25 protein-coding genes and 1 pseudogene are annotated in these 25,106 nt (G+C 71.2%); 23 read left to right on the plus strand and 3 right to left on the minus strand.

Annotation, left to right across the window (positions count from 1 at the left end; translation table 11 throughout):
* Positions 1–47: 47 nt before the first annotated feature.
* Positions 48–695: a bifunctional DNA primase/polymerase gene (locus ACIRD8_RS20475; RefSeq protein WP_403993210.1), complete on the minus strand. Its 648-nt coding sequence runs from the start codon at positions 693–695 to the stop codon at positions 48–50.
* 420 nt (positions 696–1,115) lie between these two features.
* On the opposite strand from ACIRD8_RS20475, the gene ACIRD8_RS20480 reads away from it, so the two are divergent.
* The 5 genes from ACIRD8_RS20480 to ffh all read left to right on the plus strand — a co-directional run bounded on the left by ACIRD8_RS20480 (position 1,116) and on the right by ffh (position 8,864).
* Positions 1,116–2,591 carry a hypothetical protein gene (locus ACIRD8_RS20480; RefSeq protein WP_403993212.1) on the plus strand — a complete coding sequence of 492 codons (1,476 nt, stop codon included), beginning with the start codon at positions 1,116–1,118 and terminating at the stop codon, positions 2,589–2,591.
* 338 nt (positions 2,592–2,929) lie between these two features.
* Positions 2,930–4,282, plus strand: a complete 1,353-nt coding sequence (locus ACIRD8_RS20485; protein WP_403993215.1) for an ammonium transporter — start codon at positions 2,930–2,932, stop codon at positions 4,280–4,282.
* Positions 4,279–4,617, plus strand: coding sequence for a P-II family nitrogen regulator (locus ACIRD8_RS20490; protein WP_147971177.1), 339 nt, complete (start codon positions 4,279–4,281; stop codon positions 4,615–4,617). The genes ACIRD8_RS20485 and ACIRD8_RS20490 overlap by 4 nt, the downstream gene beginning before the upstream one ends.
* A 32-nt stretch (positions 4,618–4,649) precedes the next feature.
* A complete protein-coding gene (locus tag ACIRD8_RS20495) occupies positions 4,650–7,100 on the plus strand; it encodes a [protein-PII] uridylyltransferase (RefSeq protein WP_403993217.1) in 2,451 nt (816 codons plus the stop codon).
* A gap of 216 nt (positions 7,101–7,316) precedes the next feature.
* Positions 7,317–8,864 carry a signal recognition particle protein gene (gene ffh, locus ACIRD8_RS20500; RefSeq protein WP_403993220.1) on the plus strand — a complete coding sequence of 516 codons (1,548 nt, stop codon included), beginning with the start codon at positions 7,317–7,319 and terminating at the stop codon, positions 8,862–8,864.
* 70 nt (positions 8,865–8,934) lie between these two features.
* On the opposite strand, the gene ACIRD8_RS20505 is transcribed toward ffh, so the two are convergent.
* Positions 8,935–9,801 carry a methyltransferase domain-containing protein gene (locus tag ACIRD8_RS20505; RefSeq protein WP_403993223.1) on the minus strand — a complete coding sequence of 289 codons (867 nt, stop codon included), beginning with the start codon at positions 9,799–9,801 and terminating at the stop codon, positions 8,935–8,937.
* Positions 9,802–10,322: 521 nt separating this feature from the next.
* Here ACIRD8_RS20505 and ACIRD8_RS20510 point away from each other — a divergent pair.
* From ACIRD8_RS20510 to ACIRD8_RS20590, 17 genes are all read left to right on the plus strand, one after another.
* Positions 10,323–10,916, plus strand: a complete 594-nt coding sequence (locus ACIRD8_RS20510; protein WP_003965961.1) for a hypothetical protein — start codon at positions 10,323–10,325, stop codon at positions 10,914–10,916.
* Between the two features lie 155 nt (positions 10,917–11,071).
* Complete coding sequence (rpsP, locus tag ACIRD8_RS20515; protein WP_099177594.1) at positions 11,072–11,512, plus strand: 30S ribosomal protein S16; 441 nt, start codon at positions 11,072–11,074, stop codon at positions 11,510–11,512.
* Between the two features lie 2 nt (positions 11,513–11,514).
* Positions 11,515–11,754, plus strand: coding sequence for an RNA-binding protein (locus ACIRD8_RS20520; RefSeq protein ID WP_031100565.1), 240 nt, complete (start codon positions 11,515–11,517; stop codon positions 11,752–11,754).
* Positions 11,755–11,845: 91 nt separating this feature from the next.
* Positions 11,846–12,451, plus strand: coding sequence for a ribosome maturation factor RimM (gene rimM / locus ACIRD8_RS20525; RefSeq protein ID WP_403993226.1), 606 nt, complete (start codon positions 11,846–11,848; stop codon positions 12,449–12,451).
* Positions 12,451–13,272: a tRNA (guanosine(37)-N1)-methyltransferase TrmD gene (trmD, locus tag ACIRD8_RS20530; protein WP_403993507.1), complete on the plus strand. Its 822-nt coding sequence runs from the start codon at positions 12,451–12,453 to the stop codon at positions 13,270–13,272. Before rimM ends, trmD begins: the two co-directional genes overlap by 1 nt.
* 124 nt (positions 13,273–13,396) lie before the next feature.
* Entirely contained in the window at positions 13,397–13,747 is a 351-nt protein-coding gene (gene rplS, locus ACIRD8_RS20535) for a 50S ribosomal protein L19 (RefSeq protein WP_033304056.1), read from the plus strand.
* Positions 13,748–13,792: 45 nt separating this feature from the next.
* Positions 13,793–14,566 carry a signal peptidase I gene (lepB, locus tag ACIRD8_RS20540; protein WP_403993229.1) on the plus strand — a complete coding sequence of 258 codons (774 nt, stop codon included), beginning with the start codon at positions 13,793–13,795 and terminating at the stop codon, positions 14,564–14,566.
* Positions 14,559–15,617, plus strand: coding sequence for a signal peptidase I (lepB, locus tag ACIRD8_RS20545; protein WP_403993232.1), 1,059 nt, complete (start codon positions 14,559–14,561; stop codon positions 15,615–15,617). The genes lepB (ACIRD8_RS20540) and lepB (ACIRD8_RS20545) overlap by 8 nt, the downstream gene beginning before the upstream one ends.
* Positions 15,535–16,416, plus strand: coding sequence for a signal peptidase I (lepB, locus tag ACIRD8_RS20550; RefSeq protein WP_403993509.1), 882 nt, complete (start codon positions 15,535–15,537; stop codon positions 16,414–16,416). The genes lepB (ACIRD8_RS20545) and lepB (ACIRD8_RS20550) overlap by 83 nt, the downstream gene beginning before the upstream one ends.
* 50 nt (positions 16,417–16,466) lie before the next feature.
* Positions 16,467–17,240: a signal peptidase I gene (gene lepB / locus ACIRD8_RS20555; RefSeq protein ID WP_403993235.1), complete on the plus strand. Its 774-nt coding sequence runs from the start codon at positions 16,467–16,469 to the stop codon at positions 17,238–17,240.
* A complete protein-coding gene (locus tag ACIRD8_RS20560) occupies positions 17,230–17,718 on the plus strand; it encodes an NUDIX hydrolase (RefSeq protein WP_403993238.1) in 489 nt (162 codons plus the stop codon). The genes lepB (ACIRD8_RS20555) and ACIRD8_RS20560 overlap by 11 nt, the downstream gene beginning before the upstream one ends.
* A gap of 63 nt (positions 17,719–17,781) precedes the next feature.
* Entirely contained in the window at positions 17,782–18,090 is a 309-nt protein-coding gene (locus tag ACIRD8_RS20565) for a DUF2469 domain-containing protein (protein WP_003965949.1), read from the plus strand.
* Positions 18,091–18,222: 132 nt separating this feature from the next.
* Positions 18,223–18,582 carry a YraN family protein gene (locus tag ACIRD8_RS20570; protein ID WP_403993241.1) on the plus strand — a complete coding sequence of 120 codons (360 nt, stop codon included), beginning with the start codon at positions 18,223–18,225 and terminating at the stop codon, positions 18,580–18,582.
* Positions 18,582–20,204 carry a YifB family Mg chelatase-like AAA ATPase gene (locus ACIRD8_RS20575; RefSeq protein ID WP_403993244.1) on the plus strand — a complete coding sequence of 541 codons (1,623 nt, stop codon included), beginning with the start codon at positions 18,582–18,584 and terminating at the stop codon, positions 20,202–20,204. Before ACIRD8_RS20570 ends, ACIRD8_RS20575 begins: the two co-directional genes overlap by 1 nt.
* Positions 20,201–21,373, plus strand: a complete 1,173-nt coding sequence (gene dprA, locus ACIRD8_RS20580; protein WP_403993247.1) for a DNA-processing protein DprA — start codon at positions 20,201–20,203, stop codon at positions 21,371–21,373. The genes ACIRD8_RS20575 and dprA overlap by 4 nt, the downstream gene beginning before the upstream one ends.
* Before the next feature lie 262 nt (positions 21,374–21,635).
* A complete protein-coding gene (gene whiG / locus ACIRD8_RS20585; RefSeq protein ID WP_033304072.1) occupies positions 21,636–22,472 on the plus strand; it encodes an RNA polymerase sigma factor WhiG in 837 nt (278 codons plus the stop codon).
* Positions 22,473–22,569: 97 nt separating this feature from the next.
* Positions 22,570–23,127 (plus strand): TetR/AcrR family transcriptional regulator, encoded by a 558-nt coding sequence (locus tag ACIRD8_RS20590; RefSeq protein WP_403993512.1) that lies wholly within the window; start codon positions 22,570–22,572, stop codon positions 23,125–23,127.
* 155 nt (positions 23,128–23,282) lie between these two features.
* On the opposite strand, the pseudogene ACIRD8_RS20595 reads toward ACIRD8_RS20590, so the two are convergent.
* Positions 23,283–23,801, minus strand: a pseudogene (locus tag ACIRD8_RS20595) (murein hydrolase activator EnvC family protein); the annotation flags it as partial.
* 277 nt (positions 23,802–24,078) lie between these two features.
* On the opposite strand from ACIRD8_RS20595, the gene rpsB reads away from it, so the two are divergent.
* Positions 24,079–25,020, plus strand: coding sequence for a 30S ribosomal protein S2 (rpsB, locus tag ACIRD8_RS20600; protein ID WP_403993250.1), 942 nt, complete (start codon positions 24,079–24,081; stop codon positions 25,018–25,020).
* The last annotated feature ends 86 nt before the right edge of the window (positions 25,021–25,106 follow it).

The raw sequence follows: 25,106 nt of genomic DNA on the forward strand, positions 1-25,106 counted from the left end.
GCGGTGGACCCCGGAGGGGTTCACCGCCCTTCGGCGTTCACCAGCGTTCACCACCGGTGGCATATGTAGGCGAGGGTGCCCAGCAGCAGCCGGGCCTGCGGGGGAGCGGCGGCCGTGTCCGGCACCGGCGGGCGCAGCCAGCGGACCGGGCCGAGGCCCCCGAGGTCCGACGGGGGCGCGGTGACGTACGCACCGCGGCCCAGCGCCCGCAGGTCCAGGTCCGCGTCGTCCCAGCCCATCCTGTAGAGCAGCCCGGGCAGCCCCGCCGCGGCCCCCGGGGCGACGAAGAACTGCGTACGGCCCGTCGGCGTCACCGACACCGGCCCGAGCGGCAGCCCCATCCGCTCCATCCGCACCAGCGCGCGCCTCCCCGCGGCCTCGGCGACATCGAGGACGTCGAACGACCGGCCCACGGGGAGCAGCATCGAGGCGCCGGGCACCTCGGCCCAGGCGTCCGCCGCCATGCCGAGGGTGGCTCCCGACGGCACCTCGCGGGCGAAGTCCAGCGGGTGCGCTCCGGGGGCGGCGCACGCCGTGTCACCGCACGAGCAGGCGCCCGCCGAGGCGCGTGCGCCCGGAGCCACGGCCCAGCCCCAGAGTCCTGTGTATTCGGCCACCGCGGTCGCCCCGGCCGCACGGCCGCGGCGCCGTGTGCCGGACCGCATCTCCCGGATGCCGCCGATCGTGAAGCCCATGCCCCCTCCAACGGGTCCGACTCACCGGTGGTTACGACCGGAGTACGGGACGTCCTCCGCCGCCGCGGATCCGCCGGCGCACGGCGTGGTGTCGCAGGGGTGTACGAAGTGGACCGCGCGCCCCTGAATGCTTCACTCCGCTCGCTGCTGATCGCGGCCTGTCAAGTGAATCGCGGACTGCGCCGAACGGGTTCATCCGAAGGGGTGGCGAATGGTGGCGTTTCTGCAACGGCCCTCGCCGCAGCGGTGATCGTAGGATTACCGTGGGTACTCGAAGCTGCAATTGCATGTGCAGTTGAGTATGCCTCGGGCAAATCGCCGATCTGTTCGATGGTGCGCAAGGCCCGTACGGGCGCCACCGGGGCACGGCATTCTGATAGAGGTTCGCGCGACAGGTTTCGGCGGGATGGGGGCGTTCCAGTGAGTGGCAGCGGCGCAGGCGAGACGAATGCCGGGAAGCGCCCCAACGGGCAATTGGGATCGTGGTTCGTCCGGAGCGGCTGGTCGAAGGGCGAGCTCGCCCGCCAGGTGAACCGGCGGGCCCGCCAGCTGGGTGCCCACCACATCAGCACCGACACCTCCCGCGTGCGCCGCTGGCTCGACGGCGAACAGCCCCGCGAGCCGATCCCGCGCATCCTCTCCGAGCTCCTCTCCGAGCGATTCGGCACCGTCGTCTCCGTGGAGGACCTCGGACTGCGCGCCGCCCACCAGGCACCCTCGGTGGCGGGGGTCGACCTGCCCTGGGCGGGACCGCAGACCGTCGCCCTGCTCAGCGAGTTCTCGCGCAGCGACCTCATGCTCGCCCGGCGCGGCTTCCTCGGCAGCTCCCTCGCCCTGGCCGCCGGCCCCACCCTCATCGAGCCCATGCAGCGCTGGCTGGTGCCCGTCGCCCGCCCGGGGGAGCCGGAGCGCGAGCTGCCGACCGCGGACAGCCGCCCCTCGCGGCTCTCCGGCCCCGAGCTGGACCTGTTGGAGTCCACCACGGCGATGTTCCGTCAGTGGGACGCCCAGTGCGGCGGCGGGCTGCGCCGCAAGGCCGTCGTCGGCCAGCTCCACGAGGTCACCGACCTGCTGCAGGAGCCGCAGCCCCAGGCCACCGCCAGGCGCCTGTTCCGCTGCGCGGCCGAACTGGCCGAGCTCGCGGGCTGGATGAGCTACGACGTGGGTCTCCAGCCCACCGCCCAGAAGTACTTCGTGCTCGCCCTGCACGCCTCCAAGGAGGCCGGCGACAAGCCGCTGGGTTCGTACATCCTCTCCAGCATGAGCCGCCAGATGATCCACCTCGGCCGGCCCGACGACGCACTCGAACTCATCCATCTCGCCCAGTACGGCAGCCGCGACTGCGCCACCGCCAGGACCCAGGCCATGCTGTATGCGATGGAGGCCCGCGCCTACGCCAACATGGGCCAGCCGAGCAAGTGCAAGCGGGCGGTCCGGATGGCCGAGGACACCTTCGCCGACGCCGCCTTCGACGACGAGCCCGAGCCCGACTGGATCCGCTTCTTCTCCGAGGCCGAACTGCACGGCGAGAACTCACATTCCTACCGTGACCTCGCCTATGTCGCCGGCCGCAGCCCCACGTACGCCTCGCTCGCCGAGCCCGTGATGGCCCGCGCCGTCGAGCTCTTCGGCGAGGACGACGAGCACCAGAGGTCCTACGCGCTCAATCTGATCGGCATGGCCACCGTGCATCTGCTCAAGCGCGAGCCGGAGGAGTCGACCGTTCCGGCCATCCAGGCCCTGAGGATCGCCAAGAAGGTCAGGTCGGAGCGCGTCAACACCAGGCTCCGCAAGACCGTCGACACCGCTGCCAGGGACTTCGGTGACATTCCCGAGGTCGCCCGGCTCACCGACCTGCTCACCGAGCAGCTCCCGGAGACCGCCGAAGCGGTCTGACCGGCGCACGGACCACCGGCCACGACGGCCGCCCCGCACCACCCGACTCGGCTCCCCCATCGCCAGGTCAGCGGGCCGCCGTCGTGGCCGGTTCACGTTTCCGGGCGCGCCCGCCGCACCGTATGCGGCGCAGGCAGCATGGTAGGCAGCACACCGGGCCCGACGCTCCCGGTTCATCGGTACGTAACACGCGGAGTTCCTTCGTCACTGCGGTGAAACATCGTGCGGCATTCGTGGAAACCGCGCTGCGCGAATCTCATGGCGCATAACCGGCCCGCACCTTTTCACCGTGGTCCCGCACCCCCGCACGTGGCCGCACCGACGACGAGGAGACGCCGATGCCCCCAGGCATCACGACGCTTGCCGCAGACGCCCCCGAGCTGTCTGCCGCCAACACAGGGTTCATGCTCATCTGCTCCGCGCTGGTGATGCTCATGACCCCGGGTCTGGCCTTCTTCTACGGAGGCATGGTCCGCGTCAAGAGCACCCTGAACATGCTGATGATGAGCTTCATCAGCCTCGGGATCGTCACGATCCTGTGGGTGCTCTACGGATTCAGTCTCGCCTTCGGCACCGACGTCGGCTCCGTCATCGGCTGGAGCTCGGACTTCGTCGGCCTCAGCGGGATCGGAGTCACCGAACTCTGGGACGGCTACACCATCCCGACGTACGTCTTCGCGGTCTTCCAACTGATGTTCGCCGTGCTCACCCCGGCCCTCATCAGCGGCGCCCTCGCCGACCGCGTCAAGTTCACCTCCTGGGCCCTGTTCATCACGCTCTGGGTCACCGTCGTCTACTTCCCGGTCGCGCACTGGGTCTGGGGCGCCGGCGGCTGGCTCTACGAGCTGGGTGTCATCGACTTCGCCGGCGGTACGGCCGTCCACATCAACGCCGGTGCCGCGGCCCTCGGCGTGATCCTCGTCATCGGTAAGCGGGTCGGCTTCAAGAAGGACCCGATGCGGCCGCACAGCCTGCCGCTCGTCATGCTCGGCGCCGCGCTCCTGTGGTTCGGCTGGTTCGGCTTCAACGCCGGTTCGTGGCTCGGCAACGACGACGGCGTCGGCGCCGTCATGTTCGTCAACACGCAGGTCGCCACCGGTGCGGCGGTCCTCGGCTGGCTCGCCTACGAGAAGATCCGCCACGGCTCCTTCACCACCCTGGGTGCCGCGTCCGGCGCCGTCGCCGGCCTCGTCGCGATCACCCCCGCGGGCGGTGCGGTCAGCCCGCTCGGCGCCATCGCCGTCGGCGTGATCGCCGGTGTGCTGTGCGCGATGGCCGTCGGCCTCAAGTACAGGTTCGGCTACGACGACTCCCTGGACGTCGTCGGCGTCCACCTCGTCGGCGGTGTCATCGGCTCGCTCCTGGTCGGCTTCTTCGCCACCGGCGGCGTGCAGTCCGACGCCAAGGGCCTCTTCTACGGCGGCGGGCTCGACCAGCTCGGCAAGCAGGCCGTCGGTGTCTTCGCGGTCCTCGCGTACTCCCTGGTCGTCTCCGCCCTCCTCGCCTTCGTCCTGGACAGGACGATCGGGATGCGTGTGTCGGAGGACGACGAGATCTCCGGCATCGACCAGGTCGAGCACGCCGAGACGGCGTACGACTTCAGCGGCGCAGGCGGCGGCTCCGCGCCCCGCACCTCGGGCCCGGCCGCAGGCACCACTGCGGCACCGACGAACAAGAAGGTGGACGCATGAAGCTCATCACCGCAGTCGTGAAGCCGCACAGGCTGGACGAGATCAAGGAGGCCCTCCAGGCCTTCGGCGTCCAGGGCCTCACGGTCACGGAGGCCAGCGGTTACGGGCGTCAGCGCGGACACACCGAGGTCTACCGTGGTGCCGAGTACACCGTCGACCTCGTCCCGAAGATCCGTATCGAGGTCCTCGTCGAGGACGAGGACGCCGAGCAGCTCCTCGACGTGGTCGTCAAGGCCGCCCGGACGGGCAAGATCGGCGACGGCAAGGTCTGGAGCGTCCCGGTCGAGACCGCGATCCGCGTACGGACCGGCGAACGCGGCCCGGACGCACTCTGACCGACGGTTCCCGTGAACGGAAAGGCAGCTGGGTGACGAGCACCGAAGTGACCACCGAATCAGAGGACTCGGGACCCAGCGGCTACGCGGCGGCCCGGCTGCGTCTCCTCCAGGAGGAGACGTGGTCCGGGCCGCCGCGCCGTGCCGCCCTGGCCAGGCTCACCGACGACTGGCTCACCGGGCTGTTCGCCGCGGCCGCCGAGCGGGCCGGGGTCCGGGGCGCCGCCCTCGTCGCCGTCGGCGGATACGGCCGCGGCGAGCTCTCCCCGCGCAGCGACCTCGACCTGCTGCTCCTGCACGACGGCACCGCCGACGCCGGAGCCGTCGCCGCTCTCGCGGACGGGATCTGGTACCCCGTCTGGGACCTCGGCCTCGCCCTCGACCACTCCGTACGCACCCCCGGCGAGGCACGCAAGACCGCGGGCGAGGACCTCAAGGTCCAGCTCGGACTGCTCGACGCGCGCCCCGTGGCCGGAGACCTCGGCCTCGTCGCCGGGCTGCGGACCGCGGTCCTGGCCGACTGGCGCAACCAGGCCCCCAAACGCCTCCCCGCCCTCGACGAACTCTGCCGCGAGCGGGCCGAACGCATGGGCGAGCTCCAGTTCCTCCTGGAACCCGACCTGAAGGAGGCCCGCGGCGGTCTCCGCGACGCCACCGCCCTGCGTGCCGTCGCCGCGTCCTGGGTCGCGGACGCGCCCCGCGAAGGCCTCGCGGAGGCCCGCCGTACGCTCCTCGACGCGCGCGACGCCCTCCACCTGACCACCGGCCGGGCCACCGACCGCCTCGCCCTGCAGGAGCAGGACCAGGTCGCCGGGGCCCTCGGCCTCCTCGACGCCGACGCCCTGCTGCGCCAGGTGTACGAGGCCGCACGGACCGTCTCGTACGCCACCGACGTCACCTGGCGCGAGGTCAACCGCGTCCTGCGCGCCCGCTCCGCCCGGCCACGGCTGCGGACGATCCTCGGCGGCGCCAAGACCGCCCCGGAACGCACCCCGCTCGCCGAGGGCGTCGTCGAGGCCGACGGCGAAGTGGTCCTCGCGCGCACCGCCCGCCCCGAACGCGACCCCGTGCTCACTCTCAGGGCCGCCGCGGCGGCGGCCGAGGCCGGGCTGCCGCTCTCCCGGCACCTCGTCCGCCACCTGGGCACCGCGGCCCAGCCGCTGCCCGTGCCGTGGCCCGCCCAGGCCCGCGAGGAACTCGTCACCCTGCTCGGCGCCGGCGAATCCACCGTCGGTGTGTGGGAGGCCCTCGAATCGGAGGGCATCGTCACCCGCCTGCTGCCGGACTGGGAGCGGGTCCACTGCCGGCCGCAGCGCAACCCCGTCCACACCTGGACCGTCGACCGGCACCTCGTGGAGACGGCCGTGCGCGCCTCCCACCTGACCCGCCGCGTAGGCCGCCCCGACCTCCTCCTGATCGCCGCCCTGCTCCACGACATCGGCAAGGGCTGGCCCGGGGACCACTCCGTCGCCGGCGAGGTCATCGCCCGGGACATGGCCGCCCGCATCGGCTTCGACCAGCAGGACGTGGGCGTGGTCGCCACGCTCGTACGCCACCACCTGCTGCTCATCGAGACCGCCACCCGGCGCGACCTGGACGACCCCGCGACGGTCCGCTCCGTCGCCACGGCCGTGGGCAGCGCCTCCACCCTGGAACTCCTGCACGCCCTCACCGAGGCCGACGCGCTGGCCACCGGCCCCGCCGCCTGGAGCTCCTGGCGGGCCTCCCTCGTCGCCGACCTGGTCAAACGGGTCGCCGCGCTCCTGGCCGGTGAGGAACCCCCGGCGCCGGAGCCGCTCGCGCCCAGCGCCGAGCAGGAACGCCTCGCCGTCGAGGCACTGCGCACCGGCGAACCCGTACTGTCCCTGCACACCCGGCCCGAACCGGCCGCCGAGGACGGGGCGCCCGAACCGGTGGGCGTCGAACTCCTCATCGCGCTGCCCGACCGCCCGGGCGTCCTGCCCGCCGCGGCCGGGGTGCTCGCCCTGCACCGCCTCACCGTGCGCGCCGCCGACCTGCGTGCCGTCGAGCTCCCCACGGAGCTGGGCGAAGCGGCCGGGCTGCTGGTGCTCAGCTGGCGGGTCGCGGCCGAGTACGGCTCGCTCCCGCAGGCCGCCCGGCTGCGCGCCGATCTCGTACGCGCCCTGGACGGTTCCCTGGACATCCGGGCCAGGCTCGCCGAACGCGAGGCGGCCTATCCACGGCGGCGCGGAGTGAAGGCCCCGCCCCCCAGGGTGACCGTCGCGGCGGCGGGGTCCCGCCTGGCCACCGTGATCGAGGTCCGCGCCCAGGACGCCCCCGGACTGCTGCACCGGATCGGCCGGGCGCTGGAGCAGAGCGCGGTACGCGTGCGCAGCGCCCATGTCTCCACGCTCGGGGCGAACGCGGTGGACGCCTTCTACGTGACGGACCTCGACGGTGAACCGCTGGCTCCCGAGCGGGCCGCCGAGGTGGCCGGGCAGGTCGAGAAGGAGCTGGGCTGAGTCCTGGCCCCGGGGCCTGAGCCGAGCCCTGGCCCCGGGCCGCCCGCAGGGCCGTCCCGGGGCCGTTCGCCGGCCCGCCGGAAGGGCCTTTCGCCGGGCGGTCCGCCGGGCTGTTCGTCACGAGAAACGGGCGAGGGCTTTGCGTTCTCCGGGGTCCGGATACCCTGGAGAGCGACTGACCTGCCACGCCCCCGACCCTGAGGACCGACGAGCGCCGTGTTCGATACTCTCTCCGACCGCCTTAGCGCGACTTTCAAAAACCTCAGGGGCAAGGGCCGCTTGTCCGAGGCGGACATCGACGCCACGGCTCGCGAGATCCGTATCGCCCTGCTCGAGGCCGATGTCGCCCTCCCCGTCGTCCGCGCGTTCATCGCCAACATCAAGGAGCGGGCGCGGGGCGCCGAGGTCTCCCAGGCGCTGAACCCGGCCCAGCAGGTCGTCAAGATCGTCAACGAGGAGCTCGTCGGCATCCTCGGCGGCGAGACCCGGCGGCTCAGGTTCGCCAAGAACCCGCCCACCGTGATCATGCTCGCGGGTCTGCAGGGTGCCGGTAAGACCACCCTCGCCGGAAAGCTCGGCCTCTGGCTCAAGGGCCAGGGCCACTCCCCGCTGCTCGTCGCCTGTGACCTCCAGCGCCCCAACGCCGTCAACCAGCTGAGCGTCGTCGCCGAGCGCGCGGGTGTCGCGGTGTACGCACCGGAGCCGGGCAACGGCGTCGGCGACCCGGTCAAGGTCGCCCAGGACTCCATCGAGTTCGCCAAGGCCAAGGTCCACGACATCGTGATCGTCGACACCGCCGGCCGCCTCGGCATCGACGAGGAGCTGATGCGGCAGGCCGCGGACATCCGCGACGCCGTCAGCCCCGACGAGATCCTGTTCGTCGTCGACGCCATGATCGGCCAGGACGCGGTCAACACCGCCGAGGCCTTCCGCGACGGCGTCGGCTTCGACGGCGTGGTGCTCTCCAAGCTCGACGGTGACGCCCGCGGTGGTGCCGCCCTGTCGATCGCCCACGTCACGGGCAAGCAGATCATGTTCGCGTCGAACGGTGAGAAGCTCGACGAGTTCGACGCCTTCCACCCCGACCGCATGGCGTCCCGCATCCTCGACATGGGTGACCTGCTCACCCTGATCGAGCAGGCGGAGAAGACCTTCAGCCAGGAAGAGGCCGCCAAAATGGCCTCCAAGCTGGCGTCGAGCAAGGGCAAGGACTTCACGCTCGACGACTTCCTGGCGCAGATGGAGCAGGTCAGGAAGATGGGCTCCATCTCCAAGCTGCTCGGAATGCTGCCCGGCATGGGGCAGATCAAGGAACAGATCAACAACATCGACGAGCGCGACGTCGACCGCATGGCCGCGATCATCAAGTCGATGACCCCGAAGGAACGCGCCGAGCCGACGATCATCAACGGCTCGCGGCGGGCCCGTATCGCCAAGGGCTCCGGCTCCGAGGTCTCCGCCGTCAAGGGCCTCGTCGAGCGGTTCTTCGAGGCCCGCAAGATGATGTCGAAGATGGCCCAGGGCGGCGGCATGCCCGGGATGCCGGGCATGCCCGGCATGGGCGGCGGCCCCGGCCGTCAGAAGAAGCAGGTCAAGCAGGCCAAGGGCAAGCGCAAGAGCGGCAACCCGATGAAGCGCAAGGCCGAGGAGGAGGCCGCGGCTGCCCGTCGCGAGCAGGCGGCGCAGGGCGGCGCGTTCAACCTGCCGGCCCAGGAGGACAAGAACTTCGAGCTGCCGGACGAGTTCAAGAAGTTCATGGGCTGACCGGCCAGGGACTACGGACGAAGGGGCGCCCCGCCCGGCGGGGCGCCCCTTCGCTGTCGCGTGGAGGCCGTTACGACACGCACACCAGGTAGCGGAAGACGTTCGGCATCCACACCGTGCCGTCGGGCCGCAGATGCGGATGCAGTGCCTCCGCGACCTCCTTCTCCACCTGGGTACGGTCCGTCGCCCGTATCGCCGCATCGAACAGCCCGGTCGACAGCAGGCCGCGCACCGCGCTGTCCACATCCGCGTAACCGAACGGGCAGGACACCCGGCCCGAGCCGTCCGGCTTGAGCCCGGCCCGCGCCGCGACCTCCTCCAGGTCGTCCCGCAGCGCCGGCCGCCAGCCGCTCCCGGCGCGCGAGGTGCGCGCCGACTCCGTGAGCCGGGCCGCCACCCGCAGGACCGGGGCCGTGGCACACCGCTCGGGCGGCCCCCAGCCGGCCAGCACCACCGTGGCCCCCCGCACCGCCAGCGGCACGGCGGACGCCAGCGCGGGCGCGAGCCCCTCGGAGTCCCCGGCCGCGCATCCGATCGGCTGGAACGCGGTCAGCAGGTTGTACGGAGCCTCACCGTCCGGGGCGGCCGCCGGAATGCTGTCGACGAGCCTCGCGCGCGGATCCGTACGGCCGTGGCCCGCGTCCTGGCCCGCATCGGCGGCGAGGCGCTCACGGGCCAGGGCGAGCCGTTCGCGGTCGGTGTCGACGCCGGTGACGCGTGCCCCGCGCGAGGCCGCGATCAGCAGCGCGAGCCCGGAACCGCAGCCGAGGGAGAGCATCCGCGTACGGCCTCCGACTTCGAGGCGCTCGTACACCGCCTCGTAGAGCGGTACCAGCATGCGCTCCTGGATCTCGGCCCAGTCACGGGCGCGGGTACCGGCGTCCACCGGGGCGGACGAATCCGCGTACCTGTGGTGCCGGACGAGCGTAGGTGTCATGGAATGCGCCCCAATCCGCCGTGAGGTCGGTCGTGCCCGAGTGAGGTCCCCCATGTCTATGTGCTGTGTATGTGCGCCCACAGCCCCCGTATGTCAGAGAACTCCGCATCGGCGGTCCCGTCCAGAGGTCGGACGGGGTGGGATGGCATTGCTTGCGTGCTCCGGTCGTGCGCCCCCGGCGCCGCGTGCGCGGTGCGGGCGCCGGGAACAGCACGCCTGCTGCTCGCTTCCTCACAGTCTTACCCGACACGCGGGGCGCAGCACGTCGAGCGTCCCGGCCCGCGGTCCGCGACCGGTGTGCGGCGGTCGCTCCGTGCCGGGTACTGTCACCCGCGGGGCGCCCGTCCACGCCGGTGCGTACGCGTTGCTACGTACCACCTTGGTGCGAGCTGTGAGAATTCTCCGCTGATCTGCGCACCCGCCCTCGTCCGGACGCATCAAGGGCAACTGACTGGTACGTGCAAATTATTTGGGATGCCCCGGAATAGGAACACCGGAGCACTCAGGCTCGTTGTCACGACGTGAGCACGACACCACCTGTACTTGCCGCAGAGCTGGCACAGGCGTGGGCCGACATTCAGCGGTACCACCCCGAGCTGCCCGATCTTGCCGCGCCAGAGTCCCTGATCGGAGAGTCCTCGTCCGCCTGTGGCGCCGAGCTCTCCTTCGAACGGCTGCTCCATGAAGCAGTCCACGGCATCGCCGCGGCGAGAGGTGTCCGCGACACCTCCCGCGCCGGCCGCTACCACAACCGACGCTTCCTCGCGATCGCCGAGGAGCTGGGCCTCGATCATGCCGAGGAACCCCACCCCAGCAGCGGATTCTCGCTGGTGACGCTGAATCCCGAGGCCAAACGCAGATACCGCCCGACCACGGAGAGGCTGCAGCGGGCGCTCAAGGCGCACACCGTGGCCACCGCGGCGGACACCAAGCGCTCGTTCCGCGGTCCCGCGGCCCGGCACGGCTCCTCCGGGGGAGGGGTGCGGGTCAAGGCCGTCTGCGACTGCGGGCGCAACGTCCGTGTCGTCCCCTCGGTCCTCGCGCAGGCGCCGATCGTCTGCGGCGGCTGCGGCAAGCCCTTCCGGATCCCGGAAGCGGCGGTCGCGGTGGGGTGACCCGATGTGGTGTGGCACAATGGTCAGCTGTACTCGACAGTCGCATAGGACCCCTCTCTCCTCCGGCTGACGCGTCCATCGGGCACCCGAGTACCGCAACCCCACGTGGCATCTTTTGTGCCCAACCACGTCAGAGACCAGGAGACACCACTTCCGTGGCAGTCAAGATCAAGCTGAAGCGTCTGGGCAAGATCCGTTCGCCTCACTACCGCATCGTCGTCGCCGACTCCCGTACCCGCCGTGACGGCCGGGCCATCGAGGAGATCGGCCTGTACCACCCGGTACAGAACCCCTCCCGCATCGAGGTCAACTCGGAGCGCGCGCAGTACTGGCTGTCCGTCGGCGCCCAGCCGACCGAGCCGGTCCTCGCGATCCTGAAGCTCACCGGTGACTGGCAGGCCCACAAGGGCCTTCCGGCCCCCGCGCCGCTGCTGCAGCCGGAGCCCAAGGCTGACAAGCGCGCCCTGTTCGAGGCCCTGGCCACGGACGGCGACGAGGCCAAGGGTGAGGCCATCACCCAGAAGGCCAAGAAGTCGGACAAGAAGGCGGACGAGGCGGCTGACGCTGCCGCGTCCACCGAGTCGACCGAGGCCTGAGCATGCTCGAGGAGGCTCTTGAGCACCTCGTGAAGGGCATCGTCGACAACCCCGACGATGTGCAGGTCGCCTCGCGTGACCTGCGCCGTGGACGCGTGCTGGAGGTCCGGGTTCACCCCGACGACCTCGGCAAGGTGATCGGCCGCAACGGCCGCACCGCGCGCGCCCTGCGTACCGTCGTGGGTGCCATCGGCGGCCGTGGGATCCGTGTCGACCTCGTCGATGTGGACCACGTTCGCTGAAAGAGTTGAACACCGGCCGGGGCCGGGGAGGGCTTTCGAGCCGTCCCCGGCCTTTGTCGTCCGTACGTACACCATCACCGGGAGAAACAGCGTGCAGTTGGTAGTTGCGCGGATCGGTCGCGCCCATGGCATCAAGGGCGAGGTCACCGTCGAGGTGCGCACCGACGAGCCCGAGCTCCGGCTCGGGCCCGGGGCCGTGCTGGCCACGGAGCCGGCCCAGGCCGGGCCGCTGACGATCGAGACCGGCCGGGTGCACAGCGGCAGGCTGCTGCTGCGGTTCGAGGGCGTGCGCGACCGTACGGGCGCCGAGGCGCTGCGCAACATCCTGCTGATCGCCGAGGTCGACCCGGAGGAACTGCCCGAGGATCCCGAGGAGTTCTACGACCACCAGCTGATGGACCTCGACGTCGTCCTCGCCGACGGCACCGAGATCGGCCGGATCACCGAGATCACGCACCTGCCGTCGCAGGACCTGTTCATCGTGGAACGGCCGGACGGCAGCGAGGTGATGATCCCGTTCGTCGAGGAGATCGTCAGCGAGATCGACCTGGAGGAGCAGCGGGCCGTCATCACTCCGCCGCCGGGCCTCATCGACGAGAGCGAGGCCGTGGTCGCCTCCACGCGCGACGAGGACGGCTCCGGCGAGGACGGCTCCGAGGGCGACGCCGCGGGTGATGCGCAGAAGGGCGACGCGTGATGCGGCTCGACGTCGTCACGATCTTCCCCGAGTACCTGGAACCTCTGAACGTCTCGCTGGTCGGCAAGGCACGCGCCCGCGGCCGTCTCGACGTACACGTCCACGACCTTCGGGACTGGACGTACGACCGGCACAACACGGTGGACGACACCCCGTACGGCGGCGGCCCCGGCATGGTCATGAAGACCGAGCCCTGGGGCGAGGCCCTGGACGACGCGCTGGCCGGCGGGTACGAGGCCGGGGCACACTCCCCGGTGCTCGTGGTGCCCACGCCCAGCGGCAGGCCCTTCACCCAGGAGCTGGCCGTCGAGCTCTCGGAACGGCCGTGGCTGGTCTTCACTCCCGCCCGCTACGAGGGCATCGACCGCAGGGTGATGGACGAGTACGCGACCCGGATGCCGGTCATCGAGGTGTCCATCGGGGACTACGTCCTCGCGGGCGGAGAAGCCGCCGTCCTGGTGATCACCGAGGCCGTGGCCCGGCTGCTGCCCGGGGTGCTCGGCAACGCCGAGTCGCACCGCGACGACTCCTTCGCGCCGGGGGCGATGGCCGACCTGCTCGAGGGCCCGGTCTACACGAAGCCCCCCGAGTGGCGGGGGCACGGCATCCCCGAGGTGCTGCTCAGCGGCCATCACGGCCGGATCGCACGCTGGCGACGGGACGAGGCCTTCCGCCGCACCGCTCTGCACAGGCCCGATCTCATCGAGCGGTGCGAGGCGTCGGGCTTCGACAAGAAGGACCGCGAGATGCTCTCCATCCTCGGCTGGTCCCCGGCCCCCGACGGGCGATTTTGGCGCAGGCCCGAGGCCGTGGAAGAATAGGCTCGCTGTACGTCCGGCGTGCGCCCCTGCCACAGGGGGAAAGACGCCCGCCCGATGTGATCAGCATCCGAACTTCACTCTCTCCCGTCGATGACCTGTGGCATCGGCGAAGAAAGCAGACCACATGACTTCCCTGCTCGATGGCGTCAACGCCGCCTCGCTCCGTACCGACCTCCCGGCGTTCCGCCCCGGCGACACCGTCAACGTCCACGTGCGCGTGATCGAGGGCAACCGCTCCCGTATCCAGCAGTTCAAGGGCATCGTCATCCGTCGCCAGGGCTCGGGCATCAGCGAGACCTTCACGGTCCGCAAGGTCTCCTTCAGCGTCGGCGTCGAGCGCACCTTCCCGGTGCACAGCCCGATCTTCGAGAAGATCGAGCTCGTCACCCGCGGTGACGTCCGTCGCGCCAAGCTCTACTTCCTCCGTGAGCTCCGCGGCAAGGCCGCGAAGATCAAGGAGAAGCGCGACCGCTGATTCACCTCCGGCGTCCACAGCGCGGCCGGATAGAATTCGGCCCCGATGGACACGGAAGCACAGCACATGGAGCGCGATCGCTCCTCCGGCCCCGCAGACGGGACGGAGGAGGGGTCGCGCTTCACGCATGTCCGGAACCGGCCTGCCGCGTCGATCTCCTGGGGGCGGACAGTCTTCCTGGGCATGCTCTGCACGGTCGCTCTGCTGCTCTTCAGCGCGTTCGTACTGCAGCCCTTCCTCATCCCCAGTGGCTCGATGCAGCCCACCCTGCGGGTCGGGGACCGGGTCCTCGTCAACAAACTGGCGTACGGTTTCGGCTCGGAGCCCCGACGCGGCGACGTGGTGGTCTTCGACGGCACCGGATCCTTCGTACAGGAGACGGCGTCCGGCGGGAACGCACTCGGCGCGCTGCTGCACGGGGCGGCCGCGTCCCTGGGACTGGCCGAACCCGCCGGGTCCGACTTCGTGAAGCGGGTGGTGGGCGTGGGGGGCGACCGTGTGGTCTGCTGCGACGAGCGGGGGAGGCTCGAGGTGAACGGCGCTCCGGTGGACGAGGAGTATCTGCACCCGGGTGATCATCCGTCGGATGTCGCCTTCGACATCGTGGTGCCCGACGACAGACTGTGGGTCATGGGCGACCACCGCAGCAACTCGCGGGACTCCCGTGACCACCTGGGCGAGCCCGGGGGCGGCATGGTGCCCGTCGAGCGGGTGATCGGACGGGTCGACTGGCTCGGCTGGCCGCTCGGCAGGCTCGGTTCCCTGGAGGGCACGGACGCCTTCACCGGCATACGGCCGGCGGACGCCGACCATGGGTAACCGGGGGCGCAAGCGGGGAGCACTGGACACGGGGCCACCGCTGCCCACCGGGTCGAGGCCGACCACGAGCCGCTCACTGCCCACGCGGGCGGAGCGCCGCAAACTGGCCCGCAGGGTGAAACGCCGCAGGCGCCGGTCCGCGATCAAGGAGATACCCCTCCTCGTCCTGGTGGCGCTGCTGATCGCACTCGTCCTCAAGACCTTCCTCGTCCAGGCCTTCGTGATCCCCTCCGGGTCGATGGAGCAGACCATCCGGATCGGTGACCGGGTGCTGGTGGACAAGCTGACCCCCTGGTTCGGGTCGGAACCGCAGCGCGGCGACGTCGTCGTCTTCAAGGACCCGGGCGGCTGGCTGCAGCAGGAGACCACCTCCACCGAGGAACCGTCGGCCGGGGTCAAACAGATCAAGGAACTGCTCACCTTCATCGGACTGCTGCCCTCCGAGGACGAGCAGGACCTGATCAAGCGCGTGGTGGCCGTCGGCGGCGACACCGTGAAGTGCTGCGGCACCGACGGCAGGATCACGGTCAACGGCGTGGCGCTCGACGAGCCGTATCTGAATCCCGGCGATGTGCCGTCCACTCTCAAATTCGAGGTAAAGGTTCCTCAGGGCCGCATCTTCGTGATGGGCGACCACCGTTCGAATTCTGCGGACTCGCGATTCCACCTCGACAAGCCGGGCCAGGGCACGGTGTCCGAGGACGAGGTCGTGGGCCGGGCCGTGGTGATCGCCTGGCCGTTCGGACATTGGCGCAGGCTGGAGGAGCCCGGAACGTACGCCTCCGTGCCCGGAGGGAGCGCCGGAGCGACGGCCGGGGAGGCTCCGTCGAATAGTGTGTCCTCCCAGGATCGCAACGGAATGGTCCTGCTCCCGACCCCTGCGGAACTCCCGCTCGTTATGGGAGTGGTGGGCCTGCGCCGAATCGGGCGCGGGCGGTGGCACGGAGTGAGGAGTGGATGTGGGGGATTTGGCGGTCGGCGCACGATCCGGACACGACGAACCCGAGGACCGGCCTTCGAGCAACGGGGTCCCGGTGGAGGCGGAGAGTGACGGCGAGTCCCCGGGCGGTGGCAGTACGGCGGTGAAGAAGCCGCGCTCGTTCTGGAAGGAGCTGCCGCTCCTCATCGGCATCGCGCTCATTCTCGCGCTGCTGATCAAGACGTTCCTGGTGCAGGCGTTCTCCATCCCCTCGGACTCCATGCAGAACACCCTGCAGCGGGGTGACCGGGTGCTGGTCGACAAGCTGACGCCGTGGTTCGGCTCGGAGCCGGAGCGCGGAGAGGTCGTGGTCTTCCACGACCCGGGCGGCTGGCTGGAGGACACCGCGACGCCCGAGCCCAACGCGGTGCAGAAGTTCCTGAGCTTCATCGGGCTGATGCCGTCCGCCGAGGAGAAGGACCTGATCAAGCGGGTCATCGCCATCGGCGGCGACACCGTCGAGTGCAAGAAGAACGGGCCGGTGACGGTCAACGGCAAGGCGCTGGACGACAAGTCGTTCATCTTCGAGGGCAACAGCGCCTGCGACGACGAGCCGTTCGGGCCGATCCATGTGCCCGAGGGCCGGATCTGGGTGATGGGCGACCACCGGCAGAATTCGCTGGACTCCCGCTACCACCAGGAGCTCCCCGGTCAGGGCACGGTGTCCACGGACGAGGTGGTCGGACGGGCCGTCGTCGTGGCCTGGCCCGTCAACCGCTGGGCGACCCTGCCGGTGCCCAAGACGTTCGACCAGCCCGGGCTGAACGCGGCTGCCGCCGCGGCCGTGCCCGGTGCACTGGGTGTAGCCGGAGCGCTGCCCCTCGTGTTCTGGCGTCGCCGCAGGCTGACCCGCGGGCATACCGCCGGGTAGGGTGCCGACTCGGATCAGCGAATGTCGATCTCCGATGGGGGAGCGCTGGGATGAGTGGATCAGGACGTCACGACGGCCGCGGCCGGCTCGGCAACACGTTGTCGAACCTGGCCGTGGCCGTCGGCTGTGTGCTCTTCCTCGGCGGGTTCGCCTGGGGAGCCGTGGTGTACGCGCCGTACACCGTGCCGACCGACTCGATGACGCCGACGGTGAACGTCGGCGACCGGGTGCTCGCGGAGCGGATAGACGGTGACGACGTGCGGCGCGGTGACGTGGTCGTCTTCACCGATTCGAGCTGGGGCGACGTGCCCATGGTGAAGCGGGTCGTCGGCGTGGGCGGCGACAAGGTCGCCTGCTGCGACAAGGAAGGCCGGCTCACCGTCAACGGCAAGCCCGTCGAGGAACCGTATCTGCGGGCCGCCGGTGCCTCGTCGCTCGTGCCGGCGGACGGCAAGGCTCCGGCCTCGCCCCAGAACTTCACGGCCGATGTGCCCGACGGCCAGCTCTTCCTCCTCGGGGACGAGCGCAGCACCTCGATGGACTCCCGGGTCCATCTGGAGGACCCGGGGCAGGGTTCGGTGCCGCGCAGCGCCGTCCAGGCGCGGGTGGACGCCATCGCGTGGCCCATGAACGGCATGATCGGCCGGCCCGCCGCCTTCGCGTCCCTGCCCGGCGGAGTGTCGTCCGAGGGGCCGCTGGCGCTGCAGCTCGGCGCCCTCGTGGCGGGTGTGGTGCTCATCCTGGGCGGGGCGGCCTACGGCCCGCTGGTGGCGCGCTCCGCACGGGGGAGCAAGAGGCCGAAGGCGTCCGCCGGTGCTCACTGAGACACGCAAGGTCGCGCGCGTGGTGCTTCTGGACCCGGACGACCGGATCCTGCTGCTGCACGGCTTCGAGCCGGCGAATCCGGCCGAGAGCTGGTGGTTCACCCCGGGCGGCGGGCTGGAGGGCGACGAGACCCGCGAGGAGGCCGCCCTGCGTGAGCTCGCCGAGGAGACCGGGATCACGGATGTCTCTCTCGGTCCGCTGCTGTGGACGAGGATCTGCTCCTTCCCGTTCGACGGGCGGCGCTGGGACCAGGACGAGTGGTACTTCCTGGCCCGTACGCCGCAGACCGCGACCGACCAGAAGGGCCTCACCGAGCTGGAGCTGCGCAGTGTCGCCGGTCTGAGGTGGTGGACTTCCGCCGAACTTCTGGCCACGCGTGAGACGGTGTATCCGACCAGGCTCGCCGGGCTGCTGCGCACGCTGCTCGACGAGGGTCCCCCGAGTGTCCCGCTGGTTCTCGCCCCCGAAATCGTCTAATCGGCCAGGGGTGCGTGGGGCTGACGCACAATAGGGGGACGCACGGCTGAAGGGGAACATGCCATGAGCGCCGAGGACCTCGAGAAGTACGAGACCGAGATGGAGCTGAAGCTCTACCGGGAGTACCGCGATGTCGTCGGTCTGTTCAAATATGTGATCGAGACCGAACGGCGCTTCTACCTCACCAACGACTACGAGATGCAGGTGCACTCGGTCCAGGGCGAGGTTTTCTTCGAGGTTTCCATGGCGGACGCGTGGGTCTGGGACATGTACAGGCCTGCCCGGTTCGTCAAGCAGGTCCGGGTGCTGACGTTCAAGGACGTGAACATCGAGGAGCTCAACAAGAGCGATCTCGAACTTCCGGGCGGCTGATCCCGAGCGTGATCCCCGGTATCCCGGTTCACTCGTCCGAGTGGCCGGGATATCCACATCGGTCCGGTTGTCCACCAAGATCCAATAGATCGGGCGGAGCGCGTCACAGTCGGTGCCGGAGGTGGTGCCGATATGAACGCACGGGGGGCACTCGGGCGGTACGGCGAGGATCTGGCGGCACGGCTGCTGGTCGATGCCGGCATGGCTGTGCTGGAGCGCAACTGGCGGTGCCGCGCAGGAGAGATCGACATCGTCGCCAGGGACGGCGACGCGGTGGTCGTCTGCGAGGTGAAGACCCGCAGGGCGGGCTCCTTCGAACATCCCATGGAGGCCGTCACACCGGTCAAGGCCGACCGGCTGCGCAGGCTCGCCGAGATCTGGCTCGACCGGCACGGCGGCCCGCCGCCCGGCGGGGTCCGGATCGACCTGATCGGCGTGATCGTGCCGAGGCGCGGCGCCCCGGTCGCCGAGCACGTGCGGGGCGTGACCTGATGGGGTTCGCGCGGGCGTGCTCGGTGGCGCTGGTCGGCGTCGAGGGTGTGGTGGTGGAGGTCCAGGCCGATCTGGAGCCGGGCGTGGCGGCTTTCACGCTCGTCGGTCTGCCGGACAAGAGCCTGGTGGAGAGCCGGGACAGGGTCAGGGCCGCGGTCGTCAACTCCGGGGCGGAGTGGCCGCAGAAGAAACTCACGGTGGGGCTGTCTCCCGCTTCCGTGCCCAAGGGCGGTTCCGGTTTCGACCTCGCCGTGGCGTGCGCGGTGCTCGGCGCGGCCGAGCGGATCGACCCGGCAGCGATCGCCGACGTGGTGATGATCGGGGAGCTGGGCCTCGACGGCAGGGTGCGCCCGGTGCGCGGGGTGCTGCCCGCGGTGCTCGCGGCGGCGGAGGCGGGGTACCGGCAGGTCGTCGTACCGGAGCAGACCGCGGGGGAGGCGGCCCTCGTGCCGGGCGTCTCCGTCCTCGGCGTACGGAGCCTGCGCCAGCTGATCGCCGTCCTCGGCGACGAACCCGTTCCCGAGGAGCCGCCCGTCGACCGGGGCCGCCCGGACACGATGCTCGCCGGGCTCATGGTGCCCGGGGCGGGCCTCGGCACGGGACTGGCCCCGCTGGCCGCCGACGGCACGGCGCACCGGCCCGACCTGGCCGATGTCGCGGGACAGGGACGGGCGCGCAAGGCCCTGGAGGTGGCCGCGGCGGGGGGACACCATCTGCTGCTGTCCGGGCCGCCCGGGGCGGGGAAGACGATGCTGGCCGAGCGGCTCACGGCGATCCTGCCACCGCTCTCCCAGCAGGAATCCCTCGAAGTGACGGCCGTTCACTCGGTCGCGGGCATCCTCCCGCCGGGCGAACCCCTGATCAGCAGAGCGCCTTACTGCGCACCGCACCACTCGGCGACGATGCAGTCACTCGTGGGCGGGGGGAACGGCCTGCCGAGGCCTGGAGCGGTGTCCCTGGCGCACCGGGGCGTCCTCTTCCTCGACGAGGCCCCCGAGTTCTCCGGGCGGGCCCTCGACGCGCTGCGTCAGCCCCTGGAGTCCGGACACGTGGTGGTCGCACGCGCGGCCGGGGTCGTCCGGCTGCCCGCACGCTTCCTGATGGTCCTGGCCGCGAACCCCTGCCCGTGCGGCAGGCACACCCTGGCCGGTGCCGGCTGCGAATGCCCGCCCTCGGCGGTCCGCCGCTATCAGGCGCGGCTGTCGGGGCCGTTGCTCGACCGGGTGGATCTGCGCGTCGAGGTCGAGCCGGTCGGCAGGGCGGACCTGATGGGCAGCGGCTGCCGCGGGGAGTCCTCGGCCGTGGTGGCCGACCGGGTGCGGGAGGCCAGGGAGCGCGCCGCGGAGCGGCTCGCGGGCACCCCGTGGACCACCAACAGCGAAGTGCCCGGGCATGAGCTGCGGACCCGGCTGGTCGCGGCTCCCGGTGCCCTGATGGCGGCCGAGCGGGACATGGAGCGGGGCGTCCTCACGGCCCGTGGCCTCGACCGGGTCCTGCGCGTGGCGTGGACCGTGGCGGACCTGAGGGCCGCCGGCCGCCCGGACGCCTCGGACATCGCGGTGGCGCTGGAGCTGCGCACGGGCATCCAGCGGGGCGTCCCGATGCAGGCGGGCGCCCGGTGAACGCGCCGCCGGCCCACGGCGAGCGGGAGCGGCTGGCGCGTGCCGCCCTGACCCGGGTGTTCGAGCCCGGGGACGAGCGCGCCGGGCGCTGGATCCGTGAGGTCGGGCCCGTCGAGCTCATGCGCCGCCTCACCGGCGCGGACGGCCCGGCTCAGGTGCTCAAGGGGATGACGGCGGCCCGGCTCGCCGGGTACCGCCTGCGGGCGGCGAGCGCAGCCCCTGGGAAGGATCTGGCGGACATCGCCGCGGCAGGGGGGCGGTTCGTCTGTCCGGGGGACCGGGAGTGGCCGAGCCAGCTCGACGACCTGGGTGACGCACGGCCGATCGGGCTCTGGGTGCGCGGCCGCCCCGACCTGCGGCTCTGGGCGCTGCGCTCGGTCGCTCTGGTCGGCGCCAGGGCCTGCACGCCCTACGGGGCGCACATGGCGGCGACGCTCGCCGCGGGGCTGGCCGAGCGGGGCTGGGTCGTGGTCTCCGGCGCGGCGTTCGGGGTGGACGGCGCCGCCCATCGCGGGGCGCTGGCCGCGGGCGGGGCGACCGTGGCGGTGCTGGCCTGCGGGGTGGACGTGGCCTACCCCCGGGGACACGCCGAGCTGATCGGACGCATCGTGGAACAGGGCATGGTCCTGGGCGAGCTGCCGCCCTCGGACCACCCGACGCGCAGCAGGTTCATCCTGCGGAACAGGGTGATCGCGGCACTCACGAGAGGCACCGTGGTGGTGGAGGCCGAGTACCGCAGCGGCTCCCTGGTCACCGCGCGGAACGCGCAACGGCTGGGCCGCTTCACGATGGGGGTCCCGGGCCCCGCCACCAGTGGTCTCTCGGCAGGGGTCCATGAACTCCTGCGCGGTGAGGGCGTCCTGGTCACCGACGCCGCCGAGATCGTCGAACTCGTGGGGGAGATCGGTGATGTCGCCCCGGCCAGAAGCGGCCCCGTGCTGCCCAGGGACCTCCTCGACGCCGCCACCGCACGGGTGCTGGAGGCGCTGCCGGGGAAGGGCGCCATGGACGGGCGCGACGTGGCCCGGAGCGCCGGAGCTTCGACGGACGAAGCTCTCGGGCGCTTGTACGAACTCCACTCACTGGGGTTCGTCGAACGCGAGGGCGACAGATGGCGGTTGACGCCGGGACCCACTCGCAATGGGGACGCGCGGCGAGGCGGTACTTGACCCGGAGCATTCGGGTGAAAAGGTGATGCAGATGACCTCGGCAGTACCCGGTCAGGCCTTCGGGGGGCGGTGCGAGCGGTGACGGACCTCGCCGTCGGACCCGTCGGACGGCGGGAGAACGACGAGAGATTCGGAACGCAATCGCACCGTACGGTTCCCTTGTCCTGCGCGCACCGCAACACTTCAGTCACGCTACGCTCACAAGGATTCCGCCCCAGAGACACGTCCCAGTACTTCACAGCAGAACGGCTCAAGGCACCACATGCCCCAGCACACCTCCGGGTCTGACCGCGCGGCAGTACCACCGGCTGCGCGTGGCACTGTGCGTCCTCCCGCGCCCTCCTCGCTCGACGAGTTGTGGCGTTCGTACAAGACCACCGGCGACGAGAGGCTGAGGGAGCAGCTGATCCTGCACTACTCCCCCCTGGTGAAGTACGTCGCCGGCCGGGTCAGCGTGGGGCTGCCGTCCAACGTGGAGCAGGCGGACTTCGTCTCGTCCGGAGTCTTCGGGCTGATCGACGCCATCGAGAAGTTCGACATCGAGCGGGCCATCAAGTTCGAGACCTACGCGATCACCAGGATCCGCGGCGCGATGATCGACGAACTCCGGGCGCTGGACTGGATTCCGCGGTCCGTGCGGCAGAAGGCGCGCAACGTCGAGCGCGCCTACGCCACCCTGGAGGCGCAGCTGCGGCGTACGCCGTCGGAGGCCGAGGTGGCCGCGGAGATGGGCGTCGCCCTGGAGGAACTGCACGCGGTTTTCAGCCAGTTGTCGCTCGCCAACGTGGTGGCGCTGGAGGAGCTTCTGCATGTCGGCGGCGAGGGCGGCGACCGGCTGAGCCTGATGGACACCCTCGAGGACACCGCGGCCGACAATCCGGTCGAGGTCGCCGAGGACCGCGAGCTCAGACGGCTGCTCGCCCGCGCCATCAACACCCTCCCCGAGCGGGAGAAGACCGTGGTCACGCTCTACTACTACGAAGGCCTCACCCTCGCCGAGATCGGCAACGTCCTCGGGGTCACCGAGAGCAGGGTGAGCCAGATCCACACAAAGTCGGTGCTGCAGCTCCGGGCGAAACTGGCCGACGCCGGACGCTGAGCCGGAGCGGCTTCGGCCACCCGGTCCCGGACGCGGACCCCCCGTCCGACCGGCACCGCCGTAGAGTGGAGGCGTGCCCAGGATTCGAGCGGCCTCCGTGGCCGAGCACCGGACCATGCAGCGCGGCGCCCTCCTGGACGCCGCACGCTCCTTGCTGTCCGAGGGCGGTACGGAGGCGCTGACCTTCCCCGCCCTCGCTGAGCGCACCGGCCTCGCCAGGTCCTCCGTCTACGAGTACTTCCGCTCCCGCGCGGCCGTGGTCGAGGAGCTCTGCGCCGTCGACTTCCCCGTCTGGGCCGCCGAGGTCGAGAACGCGATGGAAGGCGCCGGCACACCCGAGGCGAAGATCGAGGCCTATGTGCGACGGCAGCTCGACCTGGTCGGGGACCGGCGGCACCGCGCGGTCGTGGCGATCTCCGCGAGCGAGCTGGACGCCGGTGCCCGGGAGAAGATCCGCGCCGCGCACGGCGGCCTGATCGCCATGATCGTCGAGGCGCTCGCCGACCTGGGCCACACCGAGCCGAGGCTCGCGGCCATGCTTCTGCAGGGCTCCGTCGACGCCGCCGTGCGCAGGATCGAGCTGGGCGCGGCGGAGGAACCCGGCATCGTGGCGGACACGGCCGTGGCCATGGTCCTGCGCGGCGTACGGGGCTGAGCGGACCGTCCGCCCGCCGGCGGGAGCGGCACGCCGAAGACCGGCAGCAGCCTGGAGGGTCCCCGTCGCAGCAGTGACGGAGGAAGCAGCGACAGCGGATCAAGGTAGACGTCCCCGCGCCGCAGGCCCCAGTGCAGACAGCCGGAGGCGCAGTGGGAAGGCTCCGGCCCGATCACCCCCACCACCTGCCCGGCCACCACCTCGTCGCCCGCGGAGACCCGCGCCCGCACCGGTTCGTACGTGAAGCGCAGCGGCGGTTCCCCGCTCCCGGCCACGTCGACGGAGACCACACCGCGCCCCGCCACCGGCCCCGCGAAGGCGACCCGCCCCGGGGCGGCCGCCAGCACCGGGGTTCCCGGCGGGGCGGCGAGGTCGACCCCGCGGTGGCCCGGCCCGTAAGGACCGGCGGGTGGCTCCCAGCCCCGTACGACCAGGGGCCGGCCCGCCAGCGGCCAGACCCGTTCGTCGCCAGGCGGCGCTCCCGTCGCGGCCCTTGCGGAGGCGGGCCACAGCAGGACCAGCAGGACCGCCGTCAGGGCGGCGAGGGTGACGGCCACCGACGCCGCCCGCCGCCCGTACGACGGCGGCGCGGCCGGTGACGGCCCCGGCCCCGGCGGTTCAGCCCGGGCGGCGTCACGGGGCCGTAGAGGGGTTCTTCCAGGTGAGCGGCGCATGACGCAACGATCTCCCGGAGACACGCTCCGTGGGGATCACCGCCCGGATCTGTGGATGACCGACGGGTTGTGGACATCGCCGTCACCCTGCACCCGACGGGTCCCGTACACTTCTTCTGGCGATCCGGGTCACCGGGTCGACTTCGCACGCCCCGCCACCTCCCTCTCTGCGGACGGTGGCCGCGCTCCTCGGTCCCTTGTGGCACGGCGCGTCGGGGCGTCAGGCGCGACAGCAATCCTGCGGTCGCGACAACCGAGCACCTCAAGGAGTACGGCCATGGCCGTCGTCACGATGCGGGAGCTGCTGGAAAGCGGCGTCCACTTCGGTCACCAGACCCGTCGCTGGAACCCGAAGATGAAGCGCTTCATCTTCACCGAGCGCAACGGCATCTACATCATCGACCTGCTCCAGTCGCTGTCGTACATCGACCGCGCCTACGAGTTCGTCAAGGAGACCGTCGCCCACGGCGGCTCCATCATGTTCGTCGGTACCAAGAAGCAGGCGCAGGAGGCCATCGCCGAGCAGGCGACGCGCGTCGGCATGCCCTACGTCAACCAGCGTTGGCTCGGCGGCATGCTCACCAACTTCTCCACCGTCTACAAGCGCCTTCAGCGTCTGAAGGAGCTCGAGCTCATCGACTTCGAGGACGTGGCCGCCTCCGGCCTCACCAAGAAGGAGCTCCTGGTCCTCTCCCGCGAGAAGGCCAAGCTGGAGAAGACCCTCGGTGGTATCCGCGAGATGCAGAAGGTGCCGAGCGCCGTCTGGATCGTCGACACCAAGAAGGAGCACATCGCCGTCGGTGAGGCGCGCAAGCTCCACATCCCGGTCGTCGCGATCCTCGACACCAACTGCGACCCCGACGAGGTCGACTACAAGATTCCGGGCAACGACGACGCGATCCGCTCCGTCACCCTGCTCACCCGCGTGATCGCCGACGCCGTCGCCGAGGGCCTCATCGCCCGCTCCGGTGCCGCCACCGGTGACTCGAAGCCGGGCGAGAAGGCCGCCGGCGAGCCCCTCGCCGAGTGGGAGCGCGACCTGCTCGCGGGCGACAAGAAGGCCGACGCCGAGGCCGAGGTCCAGTCCTCCGCCGAGACCGAGAAGGCCGCCGACGCCGAGCCGGCCGCCGCCGCCGACGAGCAGGCTGCCGAGCAGACCGAGGCTCCCGCCGCGGAGGCCCCGGCCGCCGAGGCCCCGGCCACGGACGAGCAGGCCTGACACCCGTCAGTCACGGCTGAATGACGGCGGGGGCCGGTGCACTGGCACCGCCCCCGCCGTTCACCCGTAGATCTTTCAGACTTCGA

It is taken from the genome of Streptomyces sp. NPDC102451 (genome assembly GCF_044765485.1).
GTDB lineage: Bacteria > Actinomycetota > Actinomycetes > Streptomycetales > Streptomycetaceae > Streptomyces.